Consider the following 22,064-nt stretch of genomic DNA (forward strand, 5'->3'; position numbering starts at 1 on the left):
GGTCAGCCTCCGTGCGCGGTGAGGGTGTAGCCCTCGGGGCCCTCGAAGGAGAACATCGGCCCGAAGGGGCTGTTCGCGATCGGGGTGAGGATCTTGACCCCGGCGGCGGTGAGCTGGTCGTGGAGCCGATGGGCGTCGGAGGTCTGGAACCAGAGCACCGCGCCGAGTCCGGGCCGTGCGGTGTCGGCGAGGTCGACGCCCGGGAGGAGCTCGCGGACGGCGAAGGGGGTCGGCTTGGTGTCGAAGACGACCGCGTGGGGTGGCGAGACCGCGGCCCGGCGCAGACCGAGGTGCTGCTCGCAGAAGTCCGCTGCCGCGTTCAGGTCGCGCACTTGCAGGGCGACGAAGTCGGGGCCGTCGATGGTGACAGTCATGGGTCTCCTCGAACTCGATGTCAGGATGCAATGTCAGGACTTTGACATGGTCGAGGCTAAGGCGACCGCGTCGCGTATGTCAAAATGCTGACATGCTGGAGAACGTGTCGGCCGAACCGTCCCACCCCACGAAAGACGTCACTCAACACGTGGGATACCTGCTCAAACGCACCCAGGCCGCCCTCCGTGGGGCCATGGACAAGGTCCTGCGCGAGCACGGCCTGACCGTGCCGCAGTACGCCACCCTCGAACTCCTGGCCCTGCATCCCGGCATGTCCAACGCCGACCTCGCCCGCGCGACCTTCGTCACCCGGCAATCCGGGAACGTCGTTCTGCGGGGTCTGCAGGAAGCGGGACTGATCGCCCGCCCCGCCACCGCCGACCACGGTCGCGCCCGGCCCGCCCACCTCACGGAGGAGGGCAACGCGCGCCTGGCCGCCGTCCAGGCAGCCGTCTACGCCATCGAGCAGCGCATGGTCGAAGCGATCCCGGCGCAGCGTCTGGCAGTGCTCCTCGCCGACCTCGACCGCATGGCGGCAGCACTGGAGGAATGACCCCACTCTCTGGGGCGGTGAACTCCGCCGGGGCCGCCCTGGAGAAGCTGCTCGCCGATCCTGCCGGTTCACGACTGATCATCGGTGTGCCGGGCGGCCGGTGGCGCGTGGGAATCGCTCTGACCGCCAAAATCCCCCTCGCCTCGGACGGCCGATGCAGGCCCCTCGCCTTCATCCTGACGCCTGGCCAGGTAGGGGGCGCACCCGCATGCGAGCTGGTCATGGCCAAGATCTGCGTCCCCGGCGGCGCGGACGGCCACGGGTCCGGCCCGGCGCCGTCCTGGCCGGCAAGGCGAATTCGTCCCGCGCGATCCGTGACCACCTGCGCAACCGCTGGATCCGGGCAGTCGTCCCGCAGTCGGCCGACCAGATCGCGACCCGGAGACGACGGGGCCGTGCCGGAGGCCGCCCGCTCGCCTTCGTCGATGCCAAGACCGCCACCATCTACCAAGCGGCACTCCGCCTCGCAGCCACCCACATCTGGACCGCACGGTGGTCCCGAAAGAAACGGCCTGGTTCCGGCATCCGGCCGAGGGACGGGCGGGCGTCCAAGGGGTGTTGTCCTTGAGGCTTGCGGGCCGCCCCCTACTGGGTGAGCCGATCTCGGATCGCCAACAGGTGGCTGAGGCCGCGCCGTCCACGTCTCGTTCGCGCTGGTCCCGCCAGGCTTCGTGGCCGGTCGTGGCGGGGCCGAGCGGAGTAGTCGGTACGGATGGGTGGGGCCGAATGCCATCCAACGAGGGGCAGGAAAGGGCAACCGGTGCCGCACGGGGCGACCGCGACCACAACCGGGTGTCCAACGTTTCTCACTGCTTGCGGGTGAACCACGAGACCACGCCGTCGTGCCGACCGAAAATGGACGATCAAGCCCATTATTGTCCTCTCTTGTGCCTTTGAGTTGTGCGTTTGTGAATCTCAAGCCCGGCGTCGGAAAGACGACGAGTGCTGTGTGGCTGGCCCACGCGCTTTATGAGTCGGGTATGTCGCCGCTGCTGGTCGACGGTGACCCGGCCGCTTCCGCGCTGCGCTGGAGCGAGCTGGCCCATGGCTTTCCGTTTCCGGTGATCGCTCTGCCGGTGGGGGACGTCCACCGTCGCGTGAACGACTTCCTCGGCGACCGGCAGGCCGTCGTGCTCGATGCGCCCCAGCTGGAGGACCATCCCCGCATCGCCCGCAGCATCATGAGGTACGCCGACGAGTGGATCGTGCCCGTGACTCCCGCCCCCATCGAACTGGACCGGATGGCACCCATCCTGGGCGAGATGGCGGACGTGCAGTCCCTGCGTGCCGAGCCGGCCCGCTCGGCGGTGCTGCTCAATCGCACCAACCGTCCCGATGCCACGCGCACCGGGCCCGATGCGGACGCTCGCGAGGCACTCACCGAACGGGGTTTCGAGGTGCTGGATACCCATATCGCGCGGCTCGACCTGTACGCCCAGTCTTTCGGGAACCCGGTCCAGGCCAAGGGCTCGGCGTACATGGACTTCGCGGAGGAACTGATCAAGCGTCAGGATGAGGCATGAGCCAGCGCAAGGAGAGCTACCGCGCGGCATTGCGGCGCGGGCCGGATGTCTCGGCACCTCGGTCCACCAAGGTCACCAGGTTGGAGAGCAGATACATCCGGGTGACCGTCGAGGTCGATCCCGACCTGCGAGGTGATCTGACGCGATGGATGGGATGGCCGGTCTCCTCGGCAGTGTTCGTCGGCGCTACCGTCCTGCGTACTCTGGCCGCCACTGTCGGCTGGGTCGCTCGGCCCGGAGATCAGGCTCCGTCCGCCCCGCGCGAGGTTCCGGATTCGGGTCGCTGACGACGTAGGACCGCGACTGCCGGCGACGACGGAAATCGGCGCGAGGAGCAACGCCCAGCACGTGGTGTGCGGGCTCCGGTGACGGCCTTCCGCTAAAGGCTGTCCCGTATGTCGACGGCCGAGGTCCCGCGGCATACTGGCGCTCGTTGTTGACCTGTTCAGCTTTGGGGGCTTCGTGGTTGAGCTGCGGTGTGAGGCGGTCCGCTGGGTGGACGATGAGCCGTGGCCCGGGGTGGTGGAGGTTCAGTTCACGGACGCGGCGGGACGGTGCTGGTCGTTGTTCGACAAGGCCCCGGTCTTCGACTCTATGGGCGAGCTCGGCCCGGACTCGACCTTTCCGGTGGAGGTCGCCGTCACCTGCGTGGTCGCCGAAGGCCACGGTCTGCCGGAGGACGAGGAGGCCGTCACGGTCTCCACCTCGCCGCACGGCGTCGCCACGCCCGATGGCCGCGAGGAGTTCACGGTGAGGCGGGACCAGCTCATCCACTGAGCGCGAGATTGTGAGCCGTGCGACGCCGAGCATCGCGTGGCGCACGCCGGCTCCACGCAGACGGCAGCCACGCAGGATCTTCCAGTTCTTCATCCATGAGAAGACGTGCTCGACTCTGGCTGCCCGGGCCCTGGGGTGGACGGCATTGTCGGCTTCCTGCTCGAATGTGAGGCGCTGTTGTCCGCGACGGCGGCGGTGCGGGATCAGGGTGCCGGTCCCCTGATAGCCGCCGTCCGCCAGGACAACGCGAAGCCGAGGCCGACATACCGGCTGCGAATAGCCCCGACAGACATGGGATCGCGTATCAGGGCAGGCCGGAGGCCGCGCCGGCGTCGGCCAGAACGAGCAGCTCGATCAGCTCGCCTGCCCCCACGCTCAGGAGGTGAGGGAGGTGCCATTCCGGGAGCCCGGGGAGCCCGGGGATCCCGGGGAGCAGCGCCGAGCGCATCGCTCAAGAGGGCACGGCGGAGAGGCCTATCCCTTCTGCTCCGGCTCGTCCCCTGACAAGTGATCGGGGACAACGCCAACAACGAAGCACAACCAGCCAACCTCACCGGGTCTGCCCATCGGGGGGTCGTCGCCACACGACACTGAACAGACCAGACAGCATCTCCGGGGGAATCGCATGGCCACACCCGCACGCCGACGCTCCGCCGCCACCCGACGACCGACCCGCCCGAAGCGCCGCCCCCGTGGCAAAGCCGCCCGACGCCGTGAACGCGAAGGCAAAGCCCTCGCCGCCGTCCTCATCGGGGCCTTCGGCATCGCGGTCGTGAGCGCTTACCCCGTCGTCAGCACCATTGTCATCGTCCTCGCAGCCGCTGCGGCCCTGACCATCTACCTCGCCCGGACCGGCCGGCTCCACCTCCCTGCGGGCATAGCCGGCGCAGCGGGAGTCGGTCCGCGCCGGGACTTCACCCACACCATCGCCGCCTACCAGGCCATGGGCTACACCGAGTTCGAGCACGCCGTGGCGGACCTCGCCCGCCGCGACCCCGCCGTCCGCAGGACCAACGTCTCCGGCGGCAAGAACGACCGCGGCCTCGACGTCCTGGTCCATCTCCACAGCGGCGACCGCTACCTCCTCCAGTGCAAGCGCTGGAAAGGCCGCGTCGGCTCCGAAGAGGTCATGAAGATCAACGGCACCTACCGGGACATCCACAACTGTTTCGGCGCGGCCATCATCACCACCAGCGCCTTCACGGCAGACGCCGAGCGCACCAACGCCATGCTGCCCAAGTCCCTGCGCCTCATTGATGGCCGCGGCCTGGCCCGCTGGGCGTCCGGCGGCAGACCCCCCTGGGCCTGAGGCCGCAATAGGGGATTCGCATCGGACACCGTGTCTTGATTCCGCTCTGGGCCCGCTGGGGGCTTCGGCGCGTCGCAACAAGCCATTTGGGACCGACTGAGCCGGTGTGGCTCGGGTCAGGGCCGGCAGGAGGGAGCTATCCCCGCGCGGGCGGGGAACAGTCTTCGGCGCGGTGCGGCTGGGGCGCTGGCTGCGACCTGGTGTCGGAGACATCAACACTGGTAGGTAGCGCGGGTCAGGAGTGCCGTAGTGAAGATTCAGCGTTTGCACTCTCGCATAGGTCGTCAAAGCGTCTCAGAACAGCAGCTGCGCCACCGCCCAACGCATCGCTTTGGGCCTAAAGCTGACTCAACTGATCACGAAGTTGCTCCCGTAGAGCCTGATGCTCGGCCAACTCGTTCGGAGCGAGTCTGCTCAGACAGCGCCGGTACCTGCCCCTGAGCGCTGTGACGAGTTCGCTTGTAGCTCTCCGCAACTGCACGGCCTGCTCCTCAGCAGTCCGAATGACGAAGGCAGACGGGTGCGAAGACGTTCAGGCTTGCCGTACAGCGTTGTGTGTCACCCCGAAGCCAGCTGGCGGGCCTGCTTCTCATTGGCGACACCGTGCCGAGGGCCACGAGGTCCGGGACGAGGCCATCGCTCGCCTGTCCCCGCTCAAGCACCGCAACCGCAACGTCCTGGCCGTTACAGCTTCACCGCCTCCACTCCATCTGGCGGCGCCCTGCGCCCGCTTCGCGACCCGGACAGAGTTGAACTCGACGAGGACGACGAGGGGTAGCGGGAGCGGACTCTGGCCAGATATGTGCGCTGGCGAGGACGCACCACTCCGGGTGTAGACGCGCTTGAATCGTTTTGCGCCCGACGATACTTTCACCGCTTGACCTTGGCGCAACGGCAGGGTTTCTCATGGCGGCATGCGAATCGGAGAGATGGCCGCGCTCGTGGGGCTCACCACCCGAGCGATGCGGCACTGCCACCATGTCGGGCTGCTTCCGGAACCGGAGCGGCGCCCTAACGGCTACCGGGCCCATAACGTCTGCGAACGCCGACCTGACCCGCCAGGAGGCCGCCATCCGGGAGCGCCGCTGTCGGCTCGGCGCCCTTCTCGCCGAGCCGCCCGGCGCGACAGAGCCCGTCTCACCCGCCCTCGCCGCACTGCTGGCACAGGCCCCCGAACTGACTCGCCGAGCGCGGCCGAGGACCGCGAGTGCCTCACGCTGGTGGACGCCACCAGCACCGGTAACCAAGAGATGCTCGCGCTGCTCGGAACCTGGTCGCCGATCCCGCGGTCGTCGAACTGTATGAGCGCCTCGACGCGCTCGCCGAAGCCCCCGCCACCGATCCGCGGATCGCACCCCTGGCAGCTGACCTGCTGGCAGCCGTCCCCGAGCAGCTGCTCGCCGCAATACCCGAGGACGGGGTCATCGTGACCGGGTTCAAGAAGGCACTGCTCGCCGAGTACGCCCCCGCGCAGGCGGAAGTCGTGGGTCGGCTCATGGACGCGTTCGTGGAGAGGGGCCGGGCATGAGCGGCCGGCCAAGGCGCGTACGGGCGGCGCGGATCGCGGTGGCTGCCGTGCTGCCGGGGGAACTGGCCCTGGCAGCCTGCCTGGTGGCCGAGGCCCGGCCGCCCGGGTGGGCGCTGGCGGGCGCCGAATCGCTGGTGCTCGCGGTGCTGCTGCTGGAGACCTGGGTGATGCGCTCGCTGTACGTCGCCGCGCGCGCCCGCGGCGCGGACCGCCGGGCGGCACGGCGGGCCGCCGTACAGGAGACGGTGCCGGTGACGGTCCGCCGCCTGGTCCTCCACGAACTGCGCGCCCTCGCCTCCCTGGGGCGGTGGGTCCGGCGCGGCACGCACGGGGTGCGCCCCGGGGACCTCGCTGCCGCGTACACCGGGCCCCAGACCGCGATGATGTACGGACTGCTCTTCGTGATGGTCATCGAGACGGTGGGCCTGGCCTTCCTCATCCCTTGGCCGACAGTCCACCGGGTGATCCTGCTACTCGACCTGTACGGAGTCGTCCTCGTGCTGGCCCTGCACGCCGCCTGCGTCACCCGGCCGCATGTCGTGCGCCCCGACGGCTCTCTGCGGATCCGCTACGGAGCCCTCTTCGACCTCGCCGTACCGCCGGACGCGATCGCCTCGGTCCGGGTCGACCGGCGCTCCCCCAAGGGCCGCCTGATCACCCTCTCCGAGGACGGGGTCCTCGACCTGATCGTGGGCAGCCAGACCTCGGTGACCCTGGAGCTGAACCGGCCACTCCCCTTCACCCGCCCGCTCGGCGCAACGGAAGAGGCCCACACCATCCGCTTCCACGCAGACGACCCGCGCGCACTGGTCAGCGCACTCCGTCAGCCCGTCTGACCACGCAGATCGGTTCCGACCGCACCGGCGGAGGCGAAATCAACTTCGCCCTTTACCCAACGACGCTCCCTGGCCACCATCACACTCACCCTGCATGAGCAGTACTACGGCGACGTGCAGGAGGTCGGACGCCCGTGGCCTTCGCCGCGACGTGGCGCCACGCTAGACCTCACGATCAATCTCAGCGCCAACGGCTGTACCGATGTTCCTACCGACGCCAATTGCAGCTGATGCGAACTCGCGACTCCGGACCTGGACCTGCGAAAACACCCTTCGGTCACATCTGATGCGAGATTCTCGCGTCGAATGCGATGGACGGAGAGTGATCGGATGGGTGGGGACACCCTGGTGCCGGGCTCGGCACGGCTGCACCTGGTCGACTGCCTGCCGCTGTTGCGCCCGGAGGAGCAGGTCTTCGAGGCGATGCTGGCCGGCTGGCGCAACCAGCAGCTGGCCAGGAACCTGTCCTTCGGTTACGTCAGCGACCAGGAGCGGACGGTGCGCGCGTTCGCCCGGCACGCGGACGGCCTCCCGTGGAAGTGGGCGCCCCAGCACGTGGAGGAGTGGTCGGTGGACCTCCGCTCGGTGCGGGGCTGCGCGCGCTCCACGGTGCGCAACTACCAAGGCGCGGTACGACAGTTCTGCGACTTCGTGACCAACCCGGCGTACGGCTGGGCGGAGGAGTGCCTGCTGCGGTTCGGCCGCACCCGGTCCAGGTGGTCCACGACTGGAACGCGGCGGTACATGCCGACGAAGGCGAGGGCGAACCCGAGCGCCGCGCCTTCACTCGACCCGAGCTGGAGGCGTTCTTCGACTACGCCGACGAGCAGGTGGTGCGCGTCCGGGGCAAGGGATGCAAGGGCTGGCTGCCGACGTTCCGGGACGCGACGCTGTTCAAGACAGCCTACGGCTATGGCCTGCGCCGCAACGAGACCCGCATGCTCAACGAGGTCGACTTCGGCCCCAACCCGCACGGTCGGGAGTTCGGCGACTACGGCACCTTGATGGTGCGACACGGGAAGGCGAAGAAGGGCTCGCCGCCCAAGCGCCGCAGCGTGCTGACCGTCTGTCAGTGGACGCCGGTCGTCATCGAGGAGTGGGTCACCGAGGTGCGTCCCGGGATGCGGCACGCCCACGGGCCCGCGCTGTGGCCCTCCGAGCGGGGGCTGCGGGTCGGGCTCCAGCGGCTGGACTCCCGCTTCGCCGCCTACCGTGACGCGCTCGGCCTGGACCCGGCGCTGGAGTTCCACTCGCTGCGCCAGGTCGTACATCACCCACCTGATCGAAGACGGCTACGATCCGCTGTTCGTCCAGCAGCAGGTCGGCCACGAGTACGCATCCACCACCGCGATCTACACGTGCGTCTGCTCCGACTTCCGAACCCGCACCCTTCGCCGGGCCCTGGACGCCACCGTTGAGGCCGCGATGCGGCCGGGAAGGACTTCGTGATGTCCCGCCAGATCACCTACCGGTGGCGCCTGCGCGAGCTGATGGCCGCCCGCGGCATGTTCACCGTCCCCGAGCTCATGCCGCACCTGGCCGAACGCGGGATCACCCTGTCCGCCTCCCAGGTCCACCGCCTCGTCTCCGGCACCCCCGAGCGGCTGTCCCTGCCGGTGCTCGCCGCGCTCTGCGACATCCTCGACTGCACCGCCAGCGACCTGATCCCGACCAGCGCCGAGAACGTCCGCCTGCGCCGCACCGCCGGACAGGACGCACCAATCAACCTCGCGGCCCGTCGGCCGACACGGGTCCGGCTCACCGACGAGGGGTGACTGACGTGACGCCCGAATAGTACGAACGCTGGCACCTGCGCGACTGCGCCCGCTGCGGCCGGCGGGCGGCGAAGTCCGCCAACTGGTCGGACGGACCGATCTGCCGCACCTGCCCTGGAGCGGGCCATGCGCGTCCGGGGCCGTTGCCCCGGGTGCTCCGCCGACCGGCTCCTGCCCGGCCGCAATGATCAGGGCCAGCCGCTCTGTCGGGACTGCGCCGGCATCACCCGCGCTGGGCCCGCCGGTCAGTCGATGCCGTCGATGATGCGGAAGTCGCGCTCGACGCCGTCGGGGAGGGCCACCAGCGCCTTCTGGTATGCCTCGCTCTCGTATGCCGCGACGGCCTGTTCAAAGCTGTCGAACTCGATCAGAACGACGCGTTGCGTGATTCCGGCCTCGTGGGCGACGACTCGACCGCCACGGGACGGGATCCGGGACAGGGTGCGCCCGCCCTCAGCCTGGACAGCCGGACCGGCCAGCTTGTCGTAGGCAGTCAGCCTCTCAGGGTCGGAAATGGCGGGGTAGACACTGACCCAGTAGCCCTTAGCCATGGAAACCTCCTGTGTTCGGCCGGACACGTCCGACTTCGAATTGACACTCAGATCGATCGATCCCGGCGACGGGTACCGCGGTCAGTTGAATCGTCATATGCGCAGGTTAGGGCTCGATATGCGGTCGAGGGAAAGACCGGTACGGGATAGACTCAGAACGGATCGTTATCAATCGGCAGGGAGGGCACGTGGCGCCGGATACGGTGAGCCTGCGGTACTTCCTGGTGCTGGCGCAGGAGTTGAACTTCACCCGCGCGGCCGCACGGATCGGTATCGCACAGCCCGCACTCAGCGCCCGGATGCGCCGATTGGAGGCGGAACTCGGTACGGCCCTGCTGGTCCGTAACACGCGTAGCGTCGTATTGACCACGGCCGGTGCGGCTTTGGCGGAGTCCGCGCCGCCCGCGCTGGCGGCGCTGGACCGGGCATGGGACACCGCCCGGAGCGCGGCGGCCGGTGAACTGGGCACGCTGCGCATCGGATACAGCCTCAGCGCCGGGGCCGAGACGGCACCGGCCCTGGTGGACAGGCTGATTCGCGGCAACAGCGGACTCGAGGTCGGCGCGGTCCCGATGGCGACACCGGAGATCTCCCCCGCGGTCGCCGACGGCCGCATCGATGCCGGAATCACCCGCGGTGAACAGCCGGGCCGTGGCGTGCGCCGGTTCCTGCTGCGGCGTGCGCGCATCGGGGTCCAGCTGGCGCAGCACCATCCGCTGGCCGAACACCCGGAGATCGAGATCGCCGACGCGGCCGCGTATCCGCTGCGACTCCCGGACCGTGCGGCCAACCCCGTGATCCACGATCAGCTGTCCGCACTGTTCCGAGACACCCGACCACACCCCCGATTCCACACGCCCGCAGTCTCTTTCGACATGTCTCAGCGTGACCTGCGCGACGGGGTCACCCTCGCCCCGGCCGGAGAAGCCGCGGTCACGGCACAACCGGCCGGTCTCACCTGGCGACCGCTGCGGGGCGCGCCCAGCCTGACGATCCACCTGGTCCTCCCACGCGAGCAGTCGCCGCTACACCGCCGCATCCGTGCCGTCGCCAAAACCCTGGCGCACGAGCTGCACTGGCTGCCGGACTGACGCGCAAGAGGTCAAGCGAGACGGACGCCTGCGGTGGCGATGCCGAAGACCTTGCGCCCGGCGGACTTCGCGGTGATGACGACGGCGGTCTTGCTGAATGTCCGACACGACCTCGCTACGCCGGCGGATCAGCATCCGATGATGGCCCCGGGTCCGGTCCGAGTCGTACACCGCGGCGACGCCTCGCCCAGCCCGAGATCTCGGCGGATACCGCGCCTTCGCCGACGCCGAACCGGACAAGCACGGGTAACCGGCGGGAACGCCCGCCGCCAACGGCGTCCATGACGTCGGTCAATGCTTGACGCCAACCACTGTTCCCTTGCTCCCCGAGGCCGAGCCACGACAACACCGCTACCCGGCTCGTCACCGAGGCTGGCGGCACCTGGAGCCGATTAGCCTCCGGCGACCACACACGGTGACACCGCCACCGCCACCCATCAGGAATACGCGACACCTCAACATGCGCGCCTACCAGTCCCGAGGCCGGACTCGGAGGGCAGTGGAATCACGGGGGACGGAAGCGCGGTGTCTGGAGCGAGGTGTCGGCCGTGGAACCGGAGAACATCCGGTTCCTGGCGGGCTACCGCCGTGGAACCGGATGTTCAGCCCCGAAGGCCCGGACGCTTCGGCTAGCGGGCCACCGCGTTCGCTCCCGCCTGCGCGAACTTCTCGTCCAGTGCCCCGGACGGAGCGCCTGCGACGCCGATGCCGGCGATCGGCGCGTTCCCGGCGGTGACGGGGACACCGCCCGCCAGGAACAGGGTGCCGGGGATGTCCTTCAGGTTCGGGGCCTGCTGCAGACGCTCGGCCAGCTGGGAGGTGGGGGCGTTCCAGGCGGCCGCGGTGAACGCCTTGCGCTCGGCGGACTCGTAGGACTGCGGGCCGGTGCCGTCGCCGCGCAGGGTGACGATCGTGTTGCCGTTGCGGTCGACGACGGCGACCGTGACCCGCTGGTTCTCCTTCTCGGCGGCGTCGAGCGCGGCCTGCGCGGCCTTGGCGGCGGCGTCGATCGTCAGATGGGTGGAGGTGGTGGTGGCCCGGGCCGGGACGGAGGCCGAGGCGGCAGTGGCGGACGTCGTGGCGGGTGCGGAGGCGTTCGCGGAGGCGTTCGCGGACACCGCACCGAAGCCCGAGACGGCGACGGCGGTGAGCACGGCACCGCCGTCTTCCTGCAGATGGAACGGCACACCGCCCGCCAGCGCGTCCTGATCGACGATCTGATCCGCACCCGCCGCGAACTCGCCGCCTCGGAACGCCGTGAGGGCACCCTCGCTGAACGCCAGCGGCTCTCCATGGAGATCCACGACTCGCTCGCCCAGGGCCTGTCCAGCCAGCGGATGCTGCTCCAGGCGGCGGACCGGGTGTGGGACACCGAACCGGACAAGGCCCGCGCACACGTACGCACCGCCGCGTCCGTCGCCGAGCACAACCTCGCCGAGGCCCGGCGCTTCGTGCACGACTTGGCCCCCACCGACCTCGCCCGCGGCAGCGGCCTCGATCAGGCGCTGCGCGCTCTGGCCGCGCGGGAGTCCGGGGCGGACCTCACCGTACGCGTCCACGTCGACGACGACGGCCGGCTTCCCCGGCTGCCCGACCGCGTCCAGTCCGCCCTGCTGCGCATCGCTCAGGGCGCCCTGGCCAACGTCCGCGAGCACGCCGCCGCCAGCAGTGCCACCCTCACCCTCACCCTCCTCGGCGACGAGGTCGTCCTGGACGTCTCGGACGACGGCCACGGCTTCGACCCCGCCGCGCTGCCCGATTCCCCCGGCAGCGGGCGCGGGCACGGGCTGCCCGCCATACGAGCCCGGCTACGCGCACTCGGTGGCACCCTGACCATCGAGTCCACGCCCGGTGAGGGCACCGTCCTGTCCGCCGCCATCCCCCTTGAGGTGCCCCGATGACCGCCCACCGCGCTCCCGTGCGCATCCTGGTCTGCGACGATCACGCCGTCGTACGGGCCGGGCTGCTCGCCCTGCTCGACAGCGCCCCGGACATCGAGGTCGTCGGGGAGGCAGGCACCGGCGAGGAGGCGCTCGCGCTGGCCGCGAAGCTCACCCCGGACGTGGTGCTGATGGATCTGCAACTGGGCGAGGGCATCGACGGCGTGGAGACCACCCGCCGCCTCACCTCCGTCCCCGGAGCCTCCCTCCACGTCCTGGTGCTCACCACCTACGACACGGACGCCGACATCACCCGCGCCATCGAGGCGGGCGCCACGGGCTATCTGCTCAAAGCTGAGCGCCCCGATGAGCTCTTCGCCGCGATCCACTCCGCCGCCGAGGGACGTACCGCCCTGTCCCCGCCGGTCGCCAGCCGCGTCATGGCCAATCTGCGCCGGCCCCGGCCCACCCTCACCGACCGCGAACGCGACATCCTGGCCCAGCTCGCCCGTGGCATCGGCAACCGGGACATCGCCCGCGCCCTCCACATCAGCGAGGCCACGGTCAAGACCCACCTGCGCCGCATCTACGACAAGCTCGGTGTGGACACCCGCGCGGGCGCCGTGGCGGTCGCGAAGGAGCGGCGACTGGTGCCGTGAGGGCGGTCTCACGTAACCGGCGGCGGCCCGCGCACAGGAATTCGCCATGGCACTGAGACCGAACATAGGCCCGCTCGCCGGCCGGCTGACAGGCCGGGCCGGAGCAGAGCGGAAGCTGAGAGAACTCGGTGTGCGGCCGCCGTCTCCTCAGGCTCATCGCACCGTGAGTCATGGTGAGTTGGGGCAGAATGAACGGCCGTGCCGCGACCGCGGCGTGGGCCCGCTTGCTCACCTCCCGAGGGATCGACGGAACGGCGATATGACGACGACAGAGCTTGACGACGTGACCGCCGACGACGACCGCGTGAGCGGTACGGGCACCATCGGCTCGGGTCGCGGCTTCGCGTTGCTCCTGGTGATCACCGGCGCGCTGGGCATCCTCGCGTCCTGGATCATCACCCTGGACAAGATCGAGCTGCTGAAGAACCCGAACCACAAGCCGGCCTGCACCTTCAACCCGATCATCTCCTGCACCAACGTCATGCAGAGCAAGCAGGCGGACGTCTTCGGCTTCCCGAACCCGATGGCCGGGCTGGTCGGCTTCGGCGCGGTCGTCGCGATCGGCATGGCCCTGCTGGCGGGCGCCCGCTTCCGCCGCTGGTACTGGGCCGGGCTGAACATCGGCACCGGGCTCGCCGCGGTCTTCTGCATGTGGCTGATGGTCCAGTCGCTGTACCACATCAACTCGCTGTGCCTGTGGTGCACGCTGACCTGGTGCGTCACCATCCTGATGTTCTGGTGCACCACCGTGCACAACCTCAAGCACGGCATCATCCCGGCCCCCGCGGGGCTGCGCCGGGTGGTGCTGGAGTTCCACTGGGTCCTCCCGGTGCTCTGGTACGGCGTGATCGCGCTGCTGATCCTCACCCGGTGGTGGACATCGTTCTGGAGCACCCTGCTCTAGGGAACCGCTGAGCTGCTTGTCCGGCCCTGACGCCCTGGACCGCGGGCCGCAGCCGGGGCCAACGCCCCTCCACCCGGACGAGCACATCCGTAAGCGAGAAGGGTGTCGTGCCGGGTATCCAGGACGTGCTTACCGCGCGTGCCCTACGAGCTGTCACCTGAGACAGCCGAAAGGCCCAGAAGCGCCTGCCGCTGGACGACGCCCCTTCTTGCTGTTGGCGATATCGGAGCGCTCAGGTTGGCGGACTACCGCGCCCGAGAAGTGATTTGGTGTCTGTTGGTGGGATCAAGTCTTGGTTAGCGGGCTATGTCATGAATTCGCAAAGGCGCCGGGCGAGGGGCAACGCGCGGGGCGGCCGGCTCATCTGGATGATCGGCGAGGCGCACCGGGCGCCTTCGCGAAGGGTGGGTCTTACCAGGTGGGGGATCCGCGGGAGGGGAAGTCCATGACCAGGACGAAGAAGACCGGGGTCAAGACGCGGGGCGGCCGTGTGGCTGTGATCGGTGCGCTGGGTCTGGCCTCAGTGGCTCTGGCCGCCGGGCCGGCGTTCGCCAAGGGGGGTGTGGACATCACGGCGCCGCGCACGGCGCATGTCGGCCAGACCATCACGGTCAAGGCGCACGGCGGCGATGACAGCGCCGGCTTCCTGCATCAGCTGTGCCTGGAGGAGAAGGGCTTCGGCCAAGGGTGGCACCAGGAGAATTGCAGCGCCGCGGTCGAGGGCGACGCACGGGTCACGGCACACGGCACGTCCGCGCGCCGCGGCGACCTGCAGTTCCGTGCGGTGCTGTACGGCCTGACCGGCCCGCACGACCAGAATCCCGTGCGCTTGCACGCCTCTGACGTGGTGACGGTGCACGTCCGCTGAGCCGGCAGCGCGGCCGTGGACAGCAGCCGGCACGACCGCTGCCCACGGCCGCGCACCGAATCGCTTCTCGGGAGAGCGCCCCGGCATCCAGTGTGCCGGGGCGCGGTGCTGAACTGGCGCTCCCGTCGCCGGTGTTCCCGACGGTGCTCGCGTCCGCACACCCGGACGGACCAGGCCCGCTGCCGGCCCGCGCCGGAGGCTAGTGCCGGGACAGGCCCCGGTCCCGTGACGGTACGCAGTACGGCCGGGGCCGCACCCGCCCAGGTGGTGATGACGGTGCCGGCTTGAGTCGCTGTCATCGCACAAGTAGGTTCGCTGTGAACCGAGTTCTACTACGCACCGGCGGCACCTTCGCCGGGAGGACGGACGCCGCATGGGTTCCCACGCCCGCCCCAACCGAATACACCGCACCGGAGTCCGGATCGCGATGGTCGCACTCGTCGGTGCTGCCTTGCCGATCACTTCCGGCGGCCTCGCCGAGGCGGCCACCTCCGGCGCCGCGCACTCTGCAGACGAGAACGGCCAGCAGGGTAGCGAGGCCACCTCAACGGTCGCCCAGAAGCAGGGCACACAGCGGCAGTTCCAGTCTGTTCAGGCGGCACCGCACGCTGTCAAGGACAAGGCAGCCGATGCGCAGGATGCGAAGGACCAGGCCGCTCCCCAGATCAACGCCGACCACGCTTTCCTGCTGGACGCTCGCGACGGCAGCCAGGAGCGGGAGCTGTGGGGCGGGGCCAAGGCGGACGAGAGCGTGTCGATGGCCAGCACCACCAAGATCATGACGGCCATCGTGGCGCTCAAGCACCCGGAGTGGCTGAACCGGCAGATCACGGTGAAGCAGGAGTACCGGGACTACGTCCAGAAGGTCGGCGGCAGCACCGCCGATCTCCAGATCGGCGACACGCTGACCGTTGAGCAGCTGCTGTACGCCCTGCTGATCCCGTCCGGTGACGACGCCGCGATGGCCCTGGCTGACAACCTCGGCTCCGGGGACACCGCGGACGCGCGGATCGCCGACTTCGTGAACCAGATGAACGCCGAGGCGCAACAACTGGGCCTGACCGGAACGCACTTCGACGGCTTCGACGGCATCTCGCACGGCAACAACCACAGCACCGCCCGCGACCTGGCCAGGCTCGGCCAGCGCGCCATGCTGCAGCCGGTGTTCGCCGACATCGTGAAGAACAAGCAGTTCAAGACCGAGGCCCCGGCGGCCAACGGCCGCACCCGGTACTACACCTGGGACAACACCAACAAGCTGCTGAGCAGCTACGACGGTGCCCTGGGCATCAAGACGGGCAGCGGCCCGGAGGCCGGCTACTCCCTCGTCTTCGCCGCCAAGCGGGACAACCGCACCCTGGTCGGCGCAATCCTCAAGGACGACCAGGGCCGCTTCGACGACGCCACCAAGATGCTCGACTGGGGCTTCGCCCACTGAAGGGGAATTACGTGAAGTTCCCCTGGGGAATTGCGTGAGCGTCCACAGGGGACCACCCCGTGCGTGTGGGGAGCAGGCGTAGGCGGAGTCATCGGCAATTCCCCAGCGAAGCTCCTCGCGATCACCGGTGTCGCGGGCGATCGCGGGACACGGTCACGAGACCAGGCGCAGCCAGGCCGCCGCGAGTGCGGCGTGACCGGCCGGCGTCGGGTGCACGCCGTCCTCGGCCCAGTATTCCGGTCCGGTCGTCGTGGCGAGTTCGGCGAACATGCCGTCGGCGGGGAGCAGATGGGCACCGTACTTGTCGGCGAGCTCCCGCACGGCCTGGATCTTCGGGTTCAGGTCGGCGCGCCATTCCTTTCGCTCTGCCTCCCCGACGAGCGCGGCACCGGCCTCGACGACGCCGTGGATCGGCAGGAGGAACGGCTCGATGAGGATCAGCTCCGTACCCGCCTCGGCGAGGGGCGCGAGCAGGCGGTCGTAACCCGCTTTGAACTCCTCCACGGGGATCACGTACCCCTCCGGGTCCAGCGTGTGCCAGCCCATGTCGTTGGCCCCGACGAGGATCGACACCACGTCCGGGCGAGCGTCGAGCACGTCCGCCTGCCACCGGGGTTCGAGGTCTCTCACCTTGTGGCCCGCGATCGCGGAGTTCAGCCAGGTCACGGGCCGGCCCGGGTGCCGGAAGGCCCACTCGCCCGCAACGCGCAGCGGGTAGCCGAACCCGAGGCCGTCTTCGCTCTCCAGCCGCTGGCTGTCGGTGATCGAATCGCCGGTGAACATCACAGTGGTTCCCGGGCGGAGGGTGATCGTCATAAGTGCTCCTTGAGAGGTGGGTTGAGGGAAGAGAAGGTTCAACAGGGGACAGGGGGGAGCAGGCGGGAGCAGGATGGGCAGGAAGGGGCAGGCGGGAGCAGGAGGGAACAGTGCGGCGGTTCAGATTCCCGAAGTGCCGATTCCCGAAGTGTTGATACCTGAAGTGCCGAACCACTGGGTGGCGGCCCGCTCGAATGCTTCGAACGCTTTGCGGTCAACGTCGCGATCGCCCGCCCAGGCGACGACGCCGTCCGGCCGGATGAGCGCGGCACGCAGTCCGAGGTCGTTCTTCGCCACCCCGGCCGCGTAACGAAGGCGGCTCTGCCGGCCCGTCGCCGCATCGCGCAGGCGGCGGTCGGGGCTGAAATCGAGCACGACGCCTCGTCCGTCCTGCAACAGCTCGCCGAGGCGAGTGCCGTCTTCGAGACGGAGGTCCGGGGCGCTGCGGCCGACCAGCGGCTGCTCGCTGCCGAGGTCGTAGCGGATCGACGCCCCCGACAGCTTTTCGAACACATGGGTCGTGCCGTCACGGGTCCCGAGCAGGTCGCGCATCACTCCTTGGATCGCCCGGCCGTGTGGGTCCGGCCTCATCACCACCGCCTGGGCGCGCGTCCAGTCGAGCACCGCGGCGCCGATCGGATGCCGCTCGCGGGTGTAGGTGTCGAGAAGCCCGTCCGGCGCGTACCCGTGCACGGTCGCCGCGAGCTTCCACCCCAGGTTCATGGCGTCGCCGATGCCGAGGTTGAGTCCCTGTCCGCCGGCGGGGGAGTGGATGTGCGCGGCGTCGCCCGCGAGCAGGACGCGCCCGAGCCGGTAGGTCGTCGTCTGCATCGCCCGATCGGTGAAGCTTGAGGCGAGAGGGACGTCGCTCAGCGTCACATCGGTGCCGGACACGCGGCGCAGCACCGCCTGGAGGTGGTCGCGAGTCGGCTGCTGCGAACGATCGAACGCGCCGCCGTCGAAGTCCATCATGCCGATGTGCTCGGTGGACATCCGGAGGTAGATGCCCGTCGGCGTGAGGTGGATCCCGGGGCTCAGTTCGTCGGGATCGGCGACAGTGGCGAGCATGGAGTAGCCGGTGAACAGCGGCTCGGTGCCGACGAATTCGAAGCCCGCCAGCCTGCGCACCGCGCTGCGTCCGCCATCGCAGCCGACGAGCCATCGCGCCGCGTACTCGTGCTCGCCGGCGTGTGCGACCACGCTCTCGTCGTCGTGCGTGAGGGCCGAGACCGTGACGCCGCGCCTGATCTCCACGCCGAGCTGGGAAGCCCGCTCGGACAGCACCGTCTCGACCGCTTCGAGGTTCGTCAGCACACCGTCCATCGCCGGACTGGGAAGCCGGAACGGCAGGGCGGCGAGGTCCACCTTGGCCGGATCGAGCACGATGCCGGCGAAGTGGCCCACGCCACGAGGAGGTGACGGCTCGTCCGCGTCGGGGCCCGGGCCGGGATCGTCGTGGACGCCCGACGCCGTCAGCAGGGGGCGCAGCATCCCGCGGCGGTAGAACGCCTCGACCGACGCGGCGGACAGGCCCCGCATCCCGAGCGGGTCCGCCCGCCACGGGGAGCCGGGCTCCGGGTCCCGTTCGAGCACCAGGACAGAGCAGCCCGCGAGGCCGAGTTCGCAGGCGAGGAACAGACCGACGGGGCCGGCGCCCACGATCACTACGTCATGCATGAGAAGTCCCTTTCCGATGCCGGTTGTTAGCGGCACGCCAAGATTGCTGCGGGCCACTCACATGCTGCCCACACGGCGCTGACACGAGGGCACACGGGCACCGTCCTGATGTGAGGACCCGACCGTGCGCGTGCGAGGATCGGACAATGGACGGGGGTGCTGGGGGTGGCGGGGCCGCGCGGCTGCGTGTCGCGCTGCTCGGCGTCTTTGAGCTGGCCCGCGGTGACACCGAACTGCCCGTACCCGGCGCCCGGTTGCAGGCTCTGGTCGTACGGCTGGCCCTCGCCGGCGGGCATGCGGTCGAGACGAGCGGCCTCATCGACGCGATCTGGGCCGAGGACCCGCCGGCCGGCCCGGCCCACGCCCTGCAGGCCCTGGTCTCGCGGCTGCGCCGGGCCCTCGGCTCGGCCGGTGACGTCGAGCAGTTCGCGGGCGGCTACCGGCTGGCCGTGGACGCGGCCGGCGTGGACGCGCTGCGGTTCGAACAGCTCGCCGCCCAAGGCCGCGACCGCCTGCGCGCGGGCGACCCACATGCCGCGGCGGCCGTGCTCGGCGAGGCCGTGGCGCTGTGGGGCGACCGTCCCGGTGCCGAGCCCACGGTCGTCGCCGCGGTGGCGCCCGCTGTCGCGACCCGGCTGGCGCACGCCTCGATCGAGGCCGTCGCCGACCTCGCCGACGCCGAGCTGGCGCGGGGCCGTGCCGATGCGGCCGCGGCCCGTCTGTCCGCCCTGCTCGCCGAGCACCCCGTCCACGAGCGCGCCGCCGCCCTGCTCATGGACGCGCTCGCCGCCCAAGGGCGTCAGGCCGATGCCCTCGCCCTGTACGAGCGGATCCGCGAGCGCCTGGCCGACGTCCTCGGCACCGACCCGGGCGCCGCCCTGCGCGAACGCCACCTGCGCCTGCTGCGCGCCGAGCGGCCCGCCCCCGCCCCCGACGCCGCGCAGGTCAGACAGAGCAACCTGCCCGCACCGCTGACCAGTTTCATCGGCCGCGACGACGACCTCGCCCGGGTCGACACGCTGCTCGCCTCCGGGCGCCTGGTGACGGTGCTCGGTCCCGGCGGCGCCGGCAAGACGCGCCTGGCGGTCGAGGCCGCCCGCCGCCACCGGCACGAGTACCGCGACGGCGTCTGGATGATCGACCTCGCCTCGGTCACCGAGCCCGCCAAGGTCGGCGCGGCGCTGCTGGCCACGATCGGGCTGCGCGGCTCGGCGCTTTTCGAGGCCTCGGCCAAGCTGCGCGGCGACCGGGTCGGCGAACTGGACGTACTGGCGGACCAGTTGGACGGCCGGGAGAGCCTGCTCGTGGTGGACAACTGCGAGCACCTGATCGACGCTGTGGCGCACCTGATCGCGGCGCTGCTGGCCCGCTGCGCCGCGCTGCGGGTGCTGGCCACGAGCCGGGAGCCACTGGCGGTCGACGGCGAGGCGCTGGTCCCACTCGGCCCGCTCGCCCTGCCCGAGCCGCACGAGGAGGCGGGGCAGGCCCGCCGTACGGCGTCGGTGCGCCTGTTCACCGAGCGGGCGGCGGCCGTGCGGCCCGGGTTCGACGTCGACGAGCACAACCTCGCCGAGGTGCTGCGCGTCGTCCGCGGCCTGGACGGCATGCCGCTCGCACTCGAACTGGCCGCGGCCCGCCTGCGCACACTCTCGCTGGCCGGCCTGGCCGCCGGATTGTCCGACCGGTTCCGCCTGCTGACAACCGGCAGCCGGACCGCCTTCCCCCGGCATCGCACCCTGCGCGCGGTCATCGCATGGAGCTGGGACCTGCTCGGCGCGGACGCCCGTACGGTCGCGGAGCGCATCTCGGTCCTGCCCGGCGGCGTCACACCGGCCTCGGCCACCGCGGTCTGTGCCGGCACCGCGGTGGCCGCCGCCGAGGTCCCCGAGCTGCTCGCGGACCTGGTCGACCGGTCGTTGCTGCAGCTCGTGCCGGACACCGGCCGGTACCGGATGCTGGAGACCCTCCGCGAGTACGGCCTGGAGCGCCTGGCCGAGCAAGGCACCCTGACCGGCGTACGGGACCTGGCCGCCCGTTACTTCGGCGAGCTGGTCGCCCGCCACGACCCGCTGCTTCGTGGCCCCGAGCAGCTCGACGCACTCCACGTGCTGCACGCCGAGTACGACAACGTGCTCGCCGCCCTTCGCCACCTCTGTGACACCGACGACGCCGTCGGCGCGATCGCGCTCGCGGTGGATCTGAGCTGGTACTGGCAGATGCTCGGCCGGCATCCCGACGCGGCCTACTGGCTCGGTGAGACGGTCGCGCTGCCGGCCAAGCGGCCGAGCGTGCAACGCGACATCGCCGAGGTGCTTCTGGCGCTCAACACCGTCGCCACCCGGGGGGCGCCGGCCAAGGACTGGATCAATGAGCGGCGCGAGGAACTGCGGGCGCTCGTCGCCCGGCTGCTGAGCCATCCCGAACTGCCGGGCCTCCACGGCGTGCTGACTGCGCTCGGGCTGGCCTCCCTGACGGAGACCGAGGTGTCGCCGACGGTCCTCCATCAGCTGGTCGACGGGCCCGACGTATGGCTGGCCGGGATGGCTTGCTTCTTCCGGGCCCAGTTCGCCGAAAATGACGGCCATTTCGACCAGGTCCGCAGCGACGTGCGCACCGCGCTGGAGTGCTTCGCCCGAGCGGGCGACCGCTGGGGCCTGGCCAAGGCGCTGCCACTGCACGCGCTGGTGCGGCAGTACGACGGCGATCTCGACGGCGCACTGGCCGACCTGAACGAGGCCAAACGGCTGGCCCGCGAGTTCGGATCGCTCAGCCTCAGCGACGAGATCTTCGTCGACCTGCGCCGCATCGATCTGCACGTGCGGCTCGATGAGCCCGCGCGGGCGGCCGAGACGATCGCCGTGGCCCGGGAGCGCGTGCTGCGCTCGGCGTCGCCCGAGATGGCCATCCTGCTCGACGCGCGGGAAGCCGCTCTGCGGGTGCGCACCGGCGATCTGACCCAAGCGCGCGAGCTGGTCGAGTCGATCGAGGCCGGACTTTCCGAGCAGGCCGTGTTCGGAGGCGACCAGGGGCAGGCACTGCTCGGCGCGGTGCGGAGCGCGCTCTGTCTCGAACTCGGCGACGGGCCGGGCGCCGAAGAGGCGCTGGGCCGGGCGTACGCGGCGGCGGTCGACAGCAGGGACATGCCGATCGTGGCGACGATAGCGGTGACCGTGGCCGGCCTCGCCGCGCTGCACGGGCGGTACCGCGAAGTCGCTGTCCTGCTCGGCGCGGCGGCCCGCCTGCGCGGCGCCCACGACCGCACGGATCCGCAGATCCGCACGCTGAGCGACCGCAGCCGAGCCGCGCTCGGCAACGAGCGCTTCGCCGAGGCGTACGAGACCGGCTGGCAACTGGACGTGACAGCGGCCCTGTCCCGGACCGACCCGGCGCGGCTGCGCCGCACGTCGTCGTCCGCGTCACCTCCCGAGCCGGACGGCGCGCAGACACGGCGGGCGTGAGCCCACAGCGCGAGCGGTACGAAGACGACCAGCAGGTGGAACTCGA

General features: G+C 70.4%; 20 protein-coding genes and 3 pseudogenes. 16 read left to right on the plus strand and 7 right to left on the minus strand.

The annotated features are described in order from the left end of the window. Positions 1-2: 2 nt before the first annotated feature. The gene (locus tag NUT86_RS35840) at positions 3-374 is read right to left on the minus strand and encodes a VOC family protein (RefSeq protein ID WP_274739525.1); all 372 of its coding nucleotides are present in this window, start codon (positions 372-374) and stop codon (positions 3-5) included. A gap of 92 nt (positions 375-466) precedes the next feature. Between NUT86_RS35840 and NUT86_RS35845 the strand changes: the two genes are divergently transcribed. The 4 genes from NUT86_RS35845 to NUT86_RS35860 all read left to right on the plus strand — a co-directional run bounded on the left by NUT86_RS35845 (position 467) and on the right by NUT86_RS35860 (position 3,228). Further along, positions 467-928 carry a MarR family winged helix-turn-helix transcriptional regulator gene (locus tag NUT86_RS35845; protein ID WP_274739527.1) on the plus strand — a complete coding sequence of 154 codons (462 nt, stop codon included), beginning with the start codon at positions 467-469 and terminating at the stop codon, positions 926-928. 908 nt (positions 929-1,836) lie between these two features. After that, positions 1,837-2,451 (plus strand): ParA family protein, encoded by a 615-nt coding sequence (locus tag NUT86_RS35850; RefSeq protein WP_266444979.1) that lies wholly within the window; start codon positions 1,837-1,839, stop codon positions 2,449-2,451. Continuing rightward, complete coding sequence (locus tag NUT86_RS35855; RefSeq protein ID WP_148589005.1) at positions 2,448-2,738, plus strand: hypothetical protein; 291 nt, start codon at positions 2,448-2,450, stop codon at positions 2,736-2,738. The genes NUT86_RS35850 and NUT86_RS35855 overlap by 4 nt, the downstream gene beginning before the upstream one ends. A 175-nt stretch (positions 2,739-2,913) precedes the next feature. Next, entirely contained in the window at positions 2,914-3,228 is a 315-nt protein-coding gene (locus tag NUT86_RS35860) for a hypothetical protein (RefSeq protein WP_274739529.1), read from the plus strand. Here NUT86_RS35860 and NUT86_RS35865 read toward each other — a convergent pair. Together NUT86_RS35865 and NUT86_RS35870 are read right to left on the minus strand one after the other, a co-directional pair. Then, positions 3,218-3,474, minus strand: a pseudogene (locus NUT86_RS35865) (transposase); the annotation flags it as partial. The gene NUT86_RS35860 and the pseudogene NUT86_RS35865 overlap by 11 nt on opposite strands. A gap of 58 nt (positions 3,475-3,532) precedes the next feature. Then, positions 3,533-3,676 carry a hypothetical protein gene (locus NUT86_RS35870; protein ID WP_274739530.1) on the minus strand — a complete coding sequence of 48 codons (144 nt, stop codon included), beginning with the start codon at positions 3,674-3,676 and terminating at the stop codon, positions 3,533-3,535. A gap of 177 nt (positions 3,677-3,853) precedes the next feature. On the opposite strand from NUT86_RS35870, the gene NUT86_RS35875 reads away from it, so the two are divergent. From NUT86_RS35875 to NUT86_RS35895, 5 genes and pseudogenes are all read left to right on the plus strand, one after another. Further along, the gene (locus tag NUT86_RS35875) at positions 3,854-4,537 is read left to right on the plus strand and encodes a restriction endonuclease (RefSeq protein ID WP_274739531.1); all 684 of its coding nucleotides are present in this window, start codon (positions 3,854-3,856) and stop codon (positions 4,535-4,537) included. Between the two features lie 914 nt (positions 4,538-5,451). After that, positions 5,452-5,778: pseudogene (locus NUT86_RS40760) on the plus strand (MerR family DNA-binding transcriptional regulator); the annotation flags it as partial. Positions 5,779-6,061: 283 nt separating this feature from the next. Further along, a complete protein-coding gene (locus tag NUT86_RS35885; RefSeq protein WP_274739533.1) occupies positions 6,062-6,901 on the plus strand; it encodes a hypothetical protein in 840 nt (279 codons plus the stop codon). 683 nt (positions 6,902-7,584) lie between these two features. Further along, the gene (locus NUT86_RS35890) at positions 7,585-8,319 is read left to right on the plus strand and encodes a hypothetical protein (RefSeq protein WP_274739534.1); all 735 of its coding nucleotides are present in this window, start codon (positions 7,585-7,587) and stop codon (positions 8,317-8,319) included. Between the two features lie 30 nt (positions 8,320-8,349). Further along, the gene (locus NUT86_RS35895) at positions 8,350-8,676 is read left to right on the plus strand and encodes a helix-turn-helix domain-containing protein (protein WP_148588997.1); all 327 of its coding nucleotides are present in this window, start codon (positions 8,350-8,352) and stop codon (positions 8,674-8,676) included. Between the two features lie 245 nt (positions 8,677-8,921). On the opposite strand, the gene NUT86_RS35900 is transcribed toward NUT86_RS35895, so the two are convergent. Continuing rightward, positions 8,922-9,227 (minus strand): DUF1330 domain-containing protein, encoded by a 306-nt coding sequence (locus NUT86_RS35900; protein WP_274739537.1) that lies wholly within the window; start codon positions 9,225-9,227, stop codon positions 8,922-8,924. A 188-nt stretch (positions 9,228-9,415) separates the two neighbouring features. Between NUT86_RS35900 and NUT86_RS35905 the strand changes: the two genes are divergently transcribed. Continuing rightward, entirely contained in the window at positions 9,416-10,318 is a 903-nt protein-coding gene (locus tag NUT86_RS35905) for a LysR family transcriptional regulator (protein WP_018088627.1), read from the plus strand. A 629-nt stretch (positions 10,319-10,947) separates the two neighbouring features. On the opposite strand, the gene NUT86_RS35910 is transcribed toward NUT86_RS35905, so the two are convergent. After that, positions 10,948-11,505 carry a GlcG/HbpS family heme-binding protein gene (locus NUT86_RS35910; RefSeq protein WP_274739538.1) on the minus strand — a complete coding sequence of 186 codons (558 nt, stop codon included), beginning with the start codon at positions 11,503-11,505 and terminating at the stop codon, positions 10,948-10,950. On the opposite strand from NUT86_RS35910, the pseudogene NUT86_RS35915 reads away from it, so the two are divergent. The 5 genes and pseudogenes from NUT86_RS35915 to NUT86_RS35935 all read left to right on the plus strand — a co-directional run. Beyond that, positions 11,476-12,219, plus strand: a pseudogene (locus NUT86_RS35915) (sensor histidine kinase); the annotation flags it as partial. The gene NUT86_RS35910 and the pseudogene NUT86_RS35915 overlap by 30 nt on opposite strands. Continuing rightward, the gene (locus NUT86_RS35920) at positions 12,216-12,857 is read left to right on the plus strand and encodes a response regulator (RefSeq protein WP_018088630.1); all 642 of its coding nucleotides are present in this window, start codon (positions 12,216-12,218) and stop codon (positions 12,855-12,857) included. The pseudogene NUT86_RS35915 and the gene NUT86_RS35920, both read left to right, overlap by 4 nt. Before the next feature lie 259 nt (positions 12,858-13,116). After that, positions 13,117-13,761 (plus strand): vitamin K epoxide reductase family protein, encoded by a 645-nt coding sequence (locus tag NUT86_RS35925; RefSeq protein ID WP_274739541.1) that lies wholly within the window; start codon positions 13,117-13,119, stop codon positions 13,759-13,761. Between the two features lie 445 nt (positions 13,762-14,206). Next, positions 14,207-14,629, plus strand: coding sequence for a hypothetical protein (locus NUT86_RS35930; protein WP_148588989.1), 423 nt, complete (start codon positions 14,207-14,209; stop codon positions 14,627-14,629). A 373-nt stretch (positions 14,630-15,002) separates the two neighbouring features. Further along, on the plus strand, positions 15,003-16,067 hold the full coding sequence (locus NUT86_RS35935) for a D-alanyl-D-alanine carboxypeptidase family protein (RefSeq protein ID WP_274739542.1): 1,065 nt from the start codon (positions 15,003-15,005) through the stop codon (positions 16,065-16,067). A 153-nt stretch (positions 16,068-16,220) separates the two neighbouring features. On the opposite strand, the gene NUT86_RS35940 is transcribed toward NUT86_RS35935, so the two are convergent. Together NUT86_RS35940 and NUT86_RS35945 are read right to left on the minus strand one after the other, a co-directional pair. After that, on the minus strand, positions 16,221-16,883 hold the full coding sequence (locus tag NUT86_RS35940; protein ID WP_266445016.1) for a GDSL-type esterase/lipase family protein: 663 nt from the start codon (positions 16,881-16,883) through the stop codon (positions 16,221-16,223). Between the two features lie 120 nt (positions 16,884-17,003). Beyond that, positions 17,004-18,560 (minus strand): FAD-dependent oxidoreductase, encoded by a 1,557-nt coding sequence (locus NUT86_RS35945; protein ID WP_274739544.1) that lies wholly within the window; start codon positions 18,558-18,560, stop codon positions 17,004-17,006. Between the two features lie 146 nt (positions 18,561-18,706). Here NUT86_RS35945 and NUT86_RS35950 point away from each other — a divergent pair, with 146 nt between their 5' ends. Further along, the gene (locus NUT86_RS35950; RefSeq protein ID WP_274739546.1) at positions 18,707-22,018 is read left to right on the plus strand and encodes a BTAD domain-containing putative transcriptional regulator; all 3,312 of its coding nucleotides are present in this window, start codon (positions 18,707-18,709) and stop codon (positions 22,016-22,018) included. The last annotated feature ends 46 nt before the right edge of the window (positions 22,019-22,064 follow it).

Source organism: Streptomyces sp. G7(2002) (genome assembly GCF_028870195.1).
GTDB lineage: Bacteria > Actinomycetota > Actinomycetes > Streptomycetales > Streptomycetaceae > Streptomyces > Streptomyces nigrescens.

What these genes read in the sequence shown, in the direction of transcription:
- NUT86_RS35900 (WP_274739537.1), bottom strand. Translation starts at nt 9,227, where the DNA reads ATGGCTAAGGGCTACTGGGTCAGTGTCTACCCCGCCATTTCCGACCCT.
- NUT86_RS35950 (WP_274739546.1), top strand. Translation starts at nt 18,707, where the DNA reads ATGGACGGGGGTGCTGGGGGTGGCGGGGCCGCGCGGCTGCGTGTCGCG.
- NUT86_RS35940 (WP_266445016.1), bottom strand. Translation starts at nt 16,883, where the DNA reads ATGACGATCACCCTCCGCCCGGGAACCACTGTGATGTTCACCGGCGAT.
- NUT86_RS35845 (WP_274739527.1), top strand. Translation starts at nt 467, where the DNA reads ATGCTGGAGAACGTGTCGGCCGAACCGTCCCACCCCACGAAAGACGTC.
- NUT86_RS35920 (WP_018088630.1), top strand. Translation starts at nt 12,216, where the DNA reads ATGACCGCCCACCGCGCTCCCGTGCGCATCCTGGTCTGCGACGATCAC.
- NUT86_RS35855 (WP_148589005.1), top strand. Translation starts at nt 2,448, where the DNA reads ATGAGCCAGCGCAAGGAGAGCTACCGCGCGGCATTGCGGCGCGGGCCG.
- NUT86_RS35840 (WP_274739525.1), bottom strand. Translation starts at nt 374, where the DNA reads ATGACTGTCACCATCGACGGCCCCGACTTCGTCGCCCTGCAAGTGCGC.
- NUT86_RS35925 (WP_274739541.1), top strand. Translation starts at nt 13,117, where the DNA reads ATGACGACGACAGAGCTTGACGACGTGACCGCCGACGACGACCGCGTG.
- NUT86_RS35935 (WP_274739542.1), top strand. Translation starts at nt 15,003, where the DNA reads ATGGGTTCCCACGCCCGCCCCAACCGAATACACCGCACCGGAGTCCGG.
- NUT86_RS35875 (WP_274739531.1), top strand. Translation starts at nt 3,854, where the DNA reads ATGGCCACACCCGCACGCCGACGCTCCGCCGCCACCCGACGACCGACC.
- NUT86_RS35945 (WP_274739544.1), bottom strand. Translation starts at nt 18,560, where the DNA reads ATGCATGACGTAGTGATCGTGGGCGCCGGCCCCGTCGGTCTGTTCCTC.
- NUT86_RS35895 (WP_148588997.1), top strand. Translation starts at nt 8,350, where the DNA reads ATGTCCCGCCAGATCACCTACCGGTGGCGCCTGCGCGAGCTGATGGCC.
- NUT86_RS35870 (WP_274739530.1), bottom strand. Translation starts at nt 3,676, where the DNA reads ATGCGCTCGGCGCTGCTCCCCGGGATCCCCGGGCTCCCCGGGCTCCCG.
- NUT86_RS35885 (WP_274739533.1), top strand. Translation starts at nt 6,062, where the DNA reads ATGAGCGGCCGGCCAAGGCGCGTACGGGCGGCGCGGATCGCGGTGGCT.
- NUT86_RS35930 (WP_148588989.1), top strand. Translation starts at nt 14,207, where the DNA reads ATGACCAGGACGAAGAAGACCGGGGTCAAGACGCGGGGCGGCCGTGTG.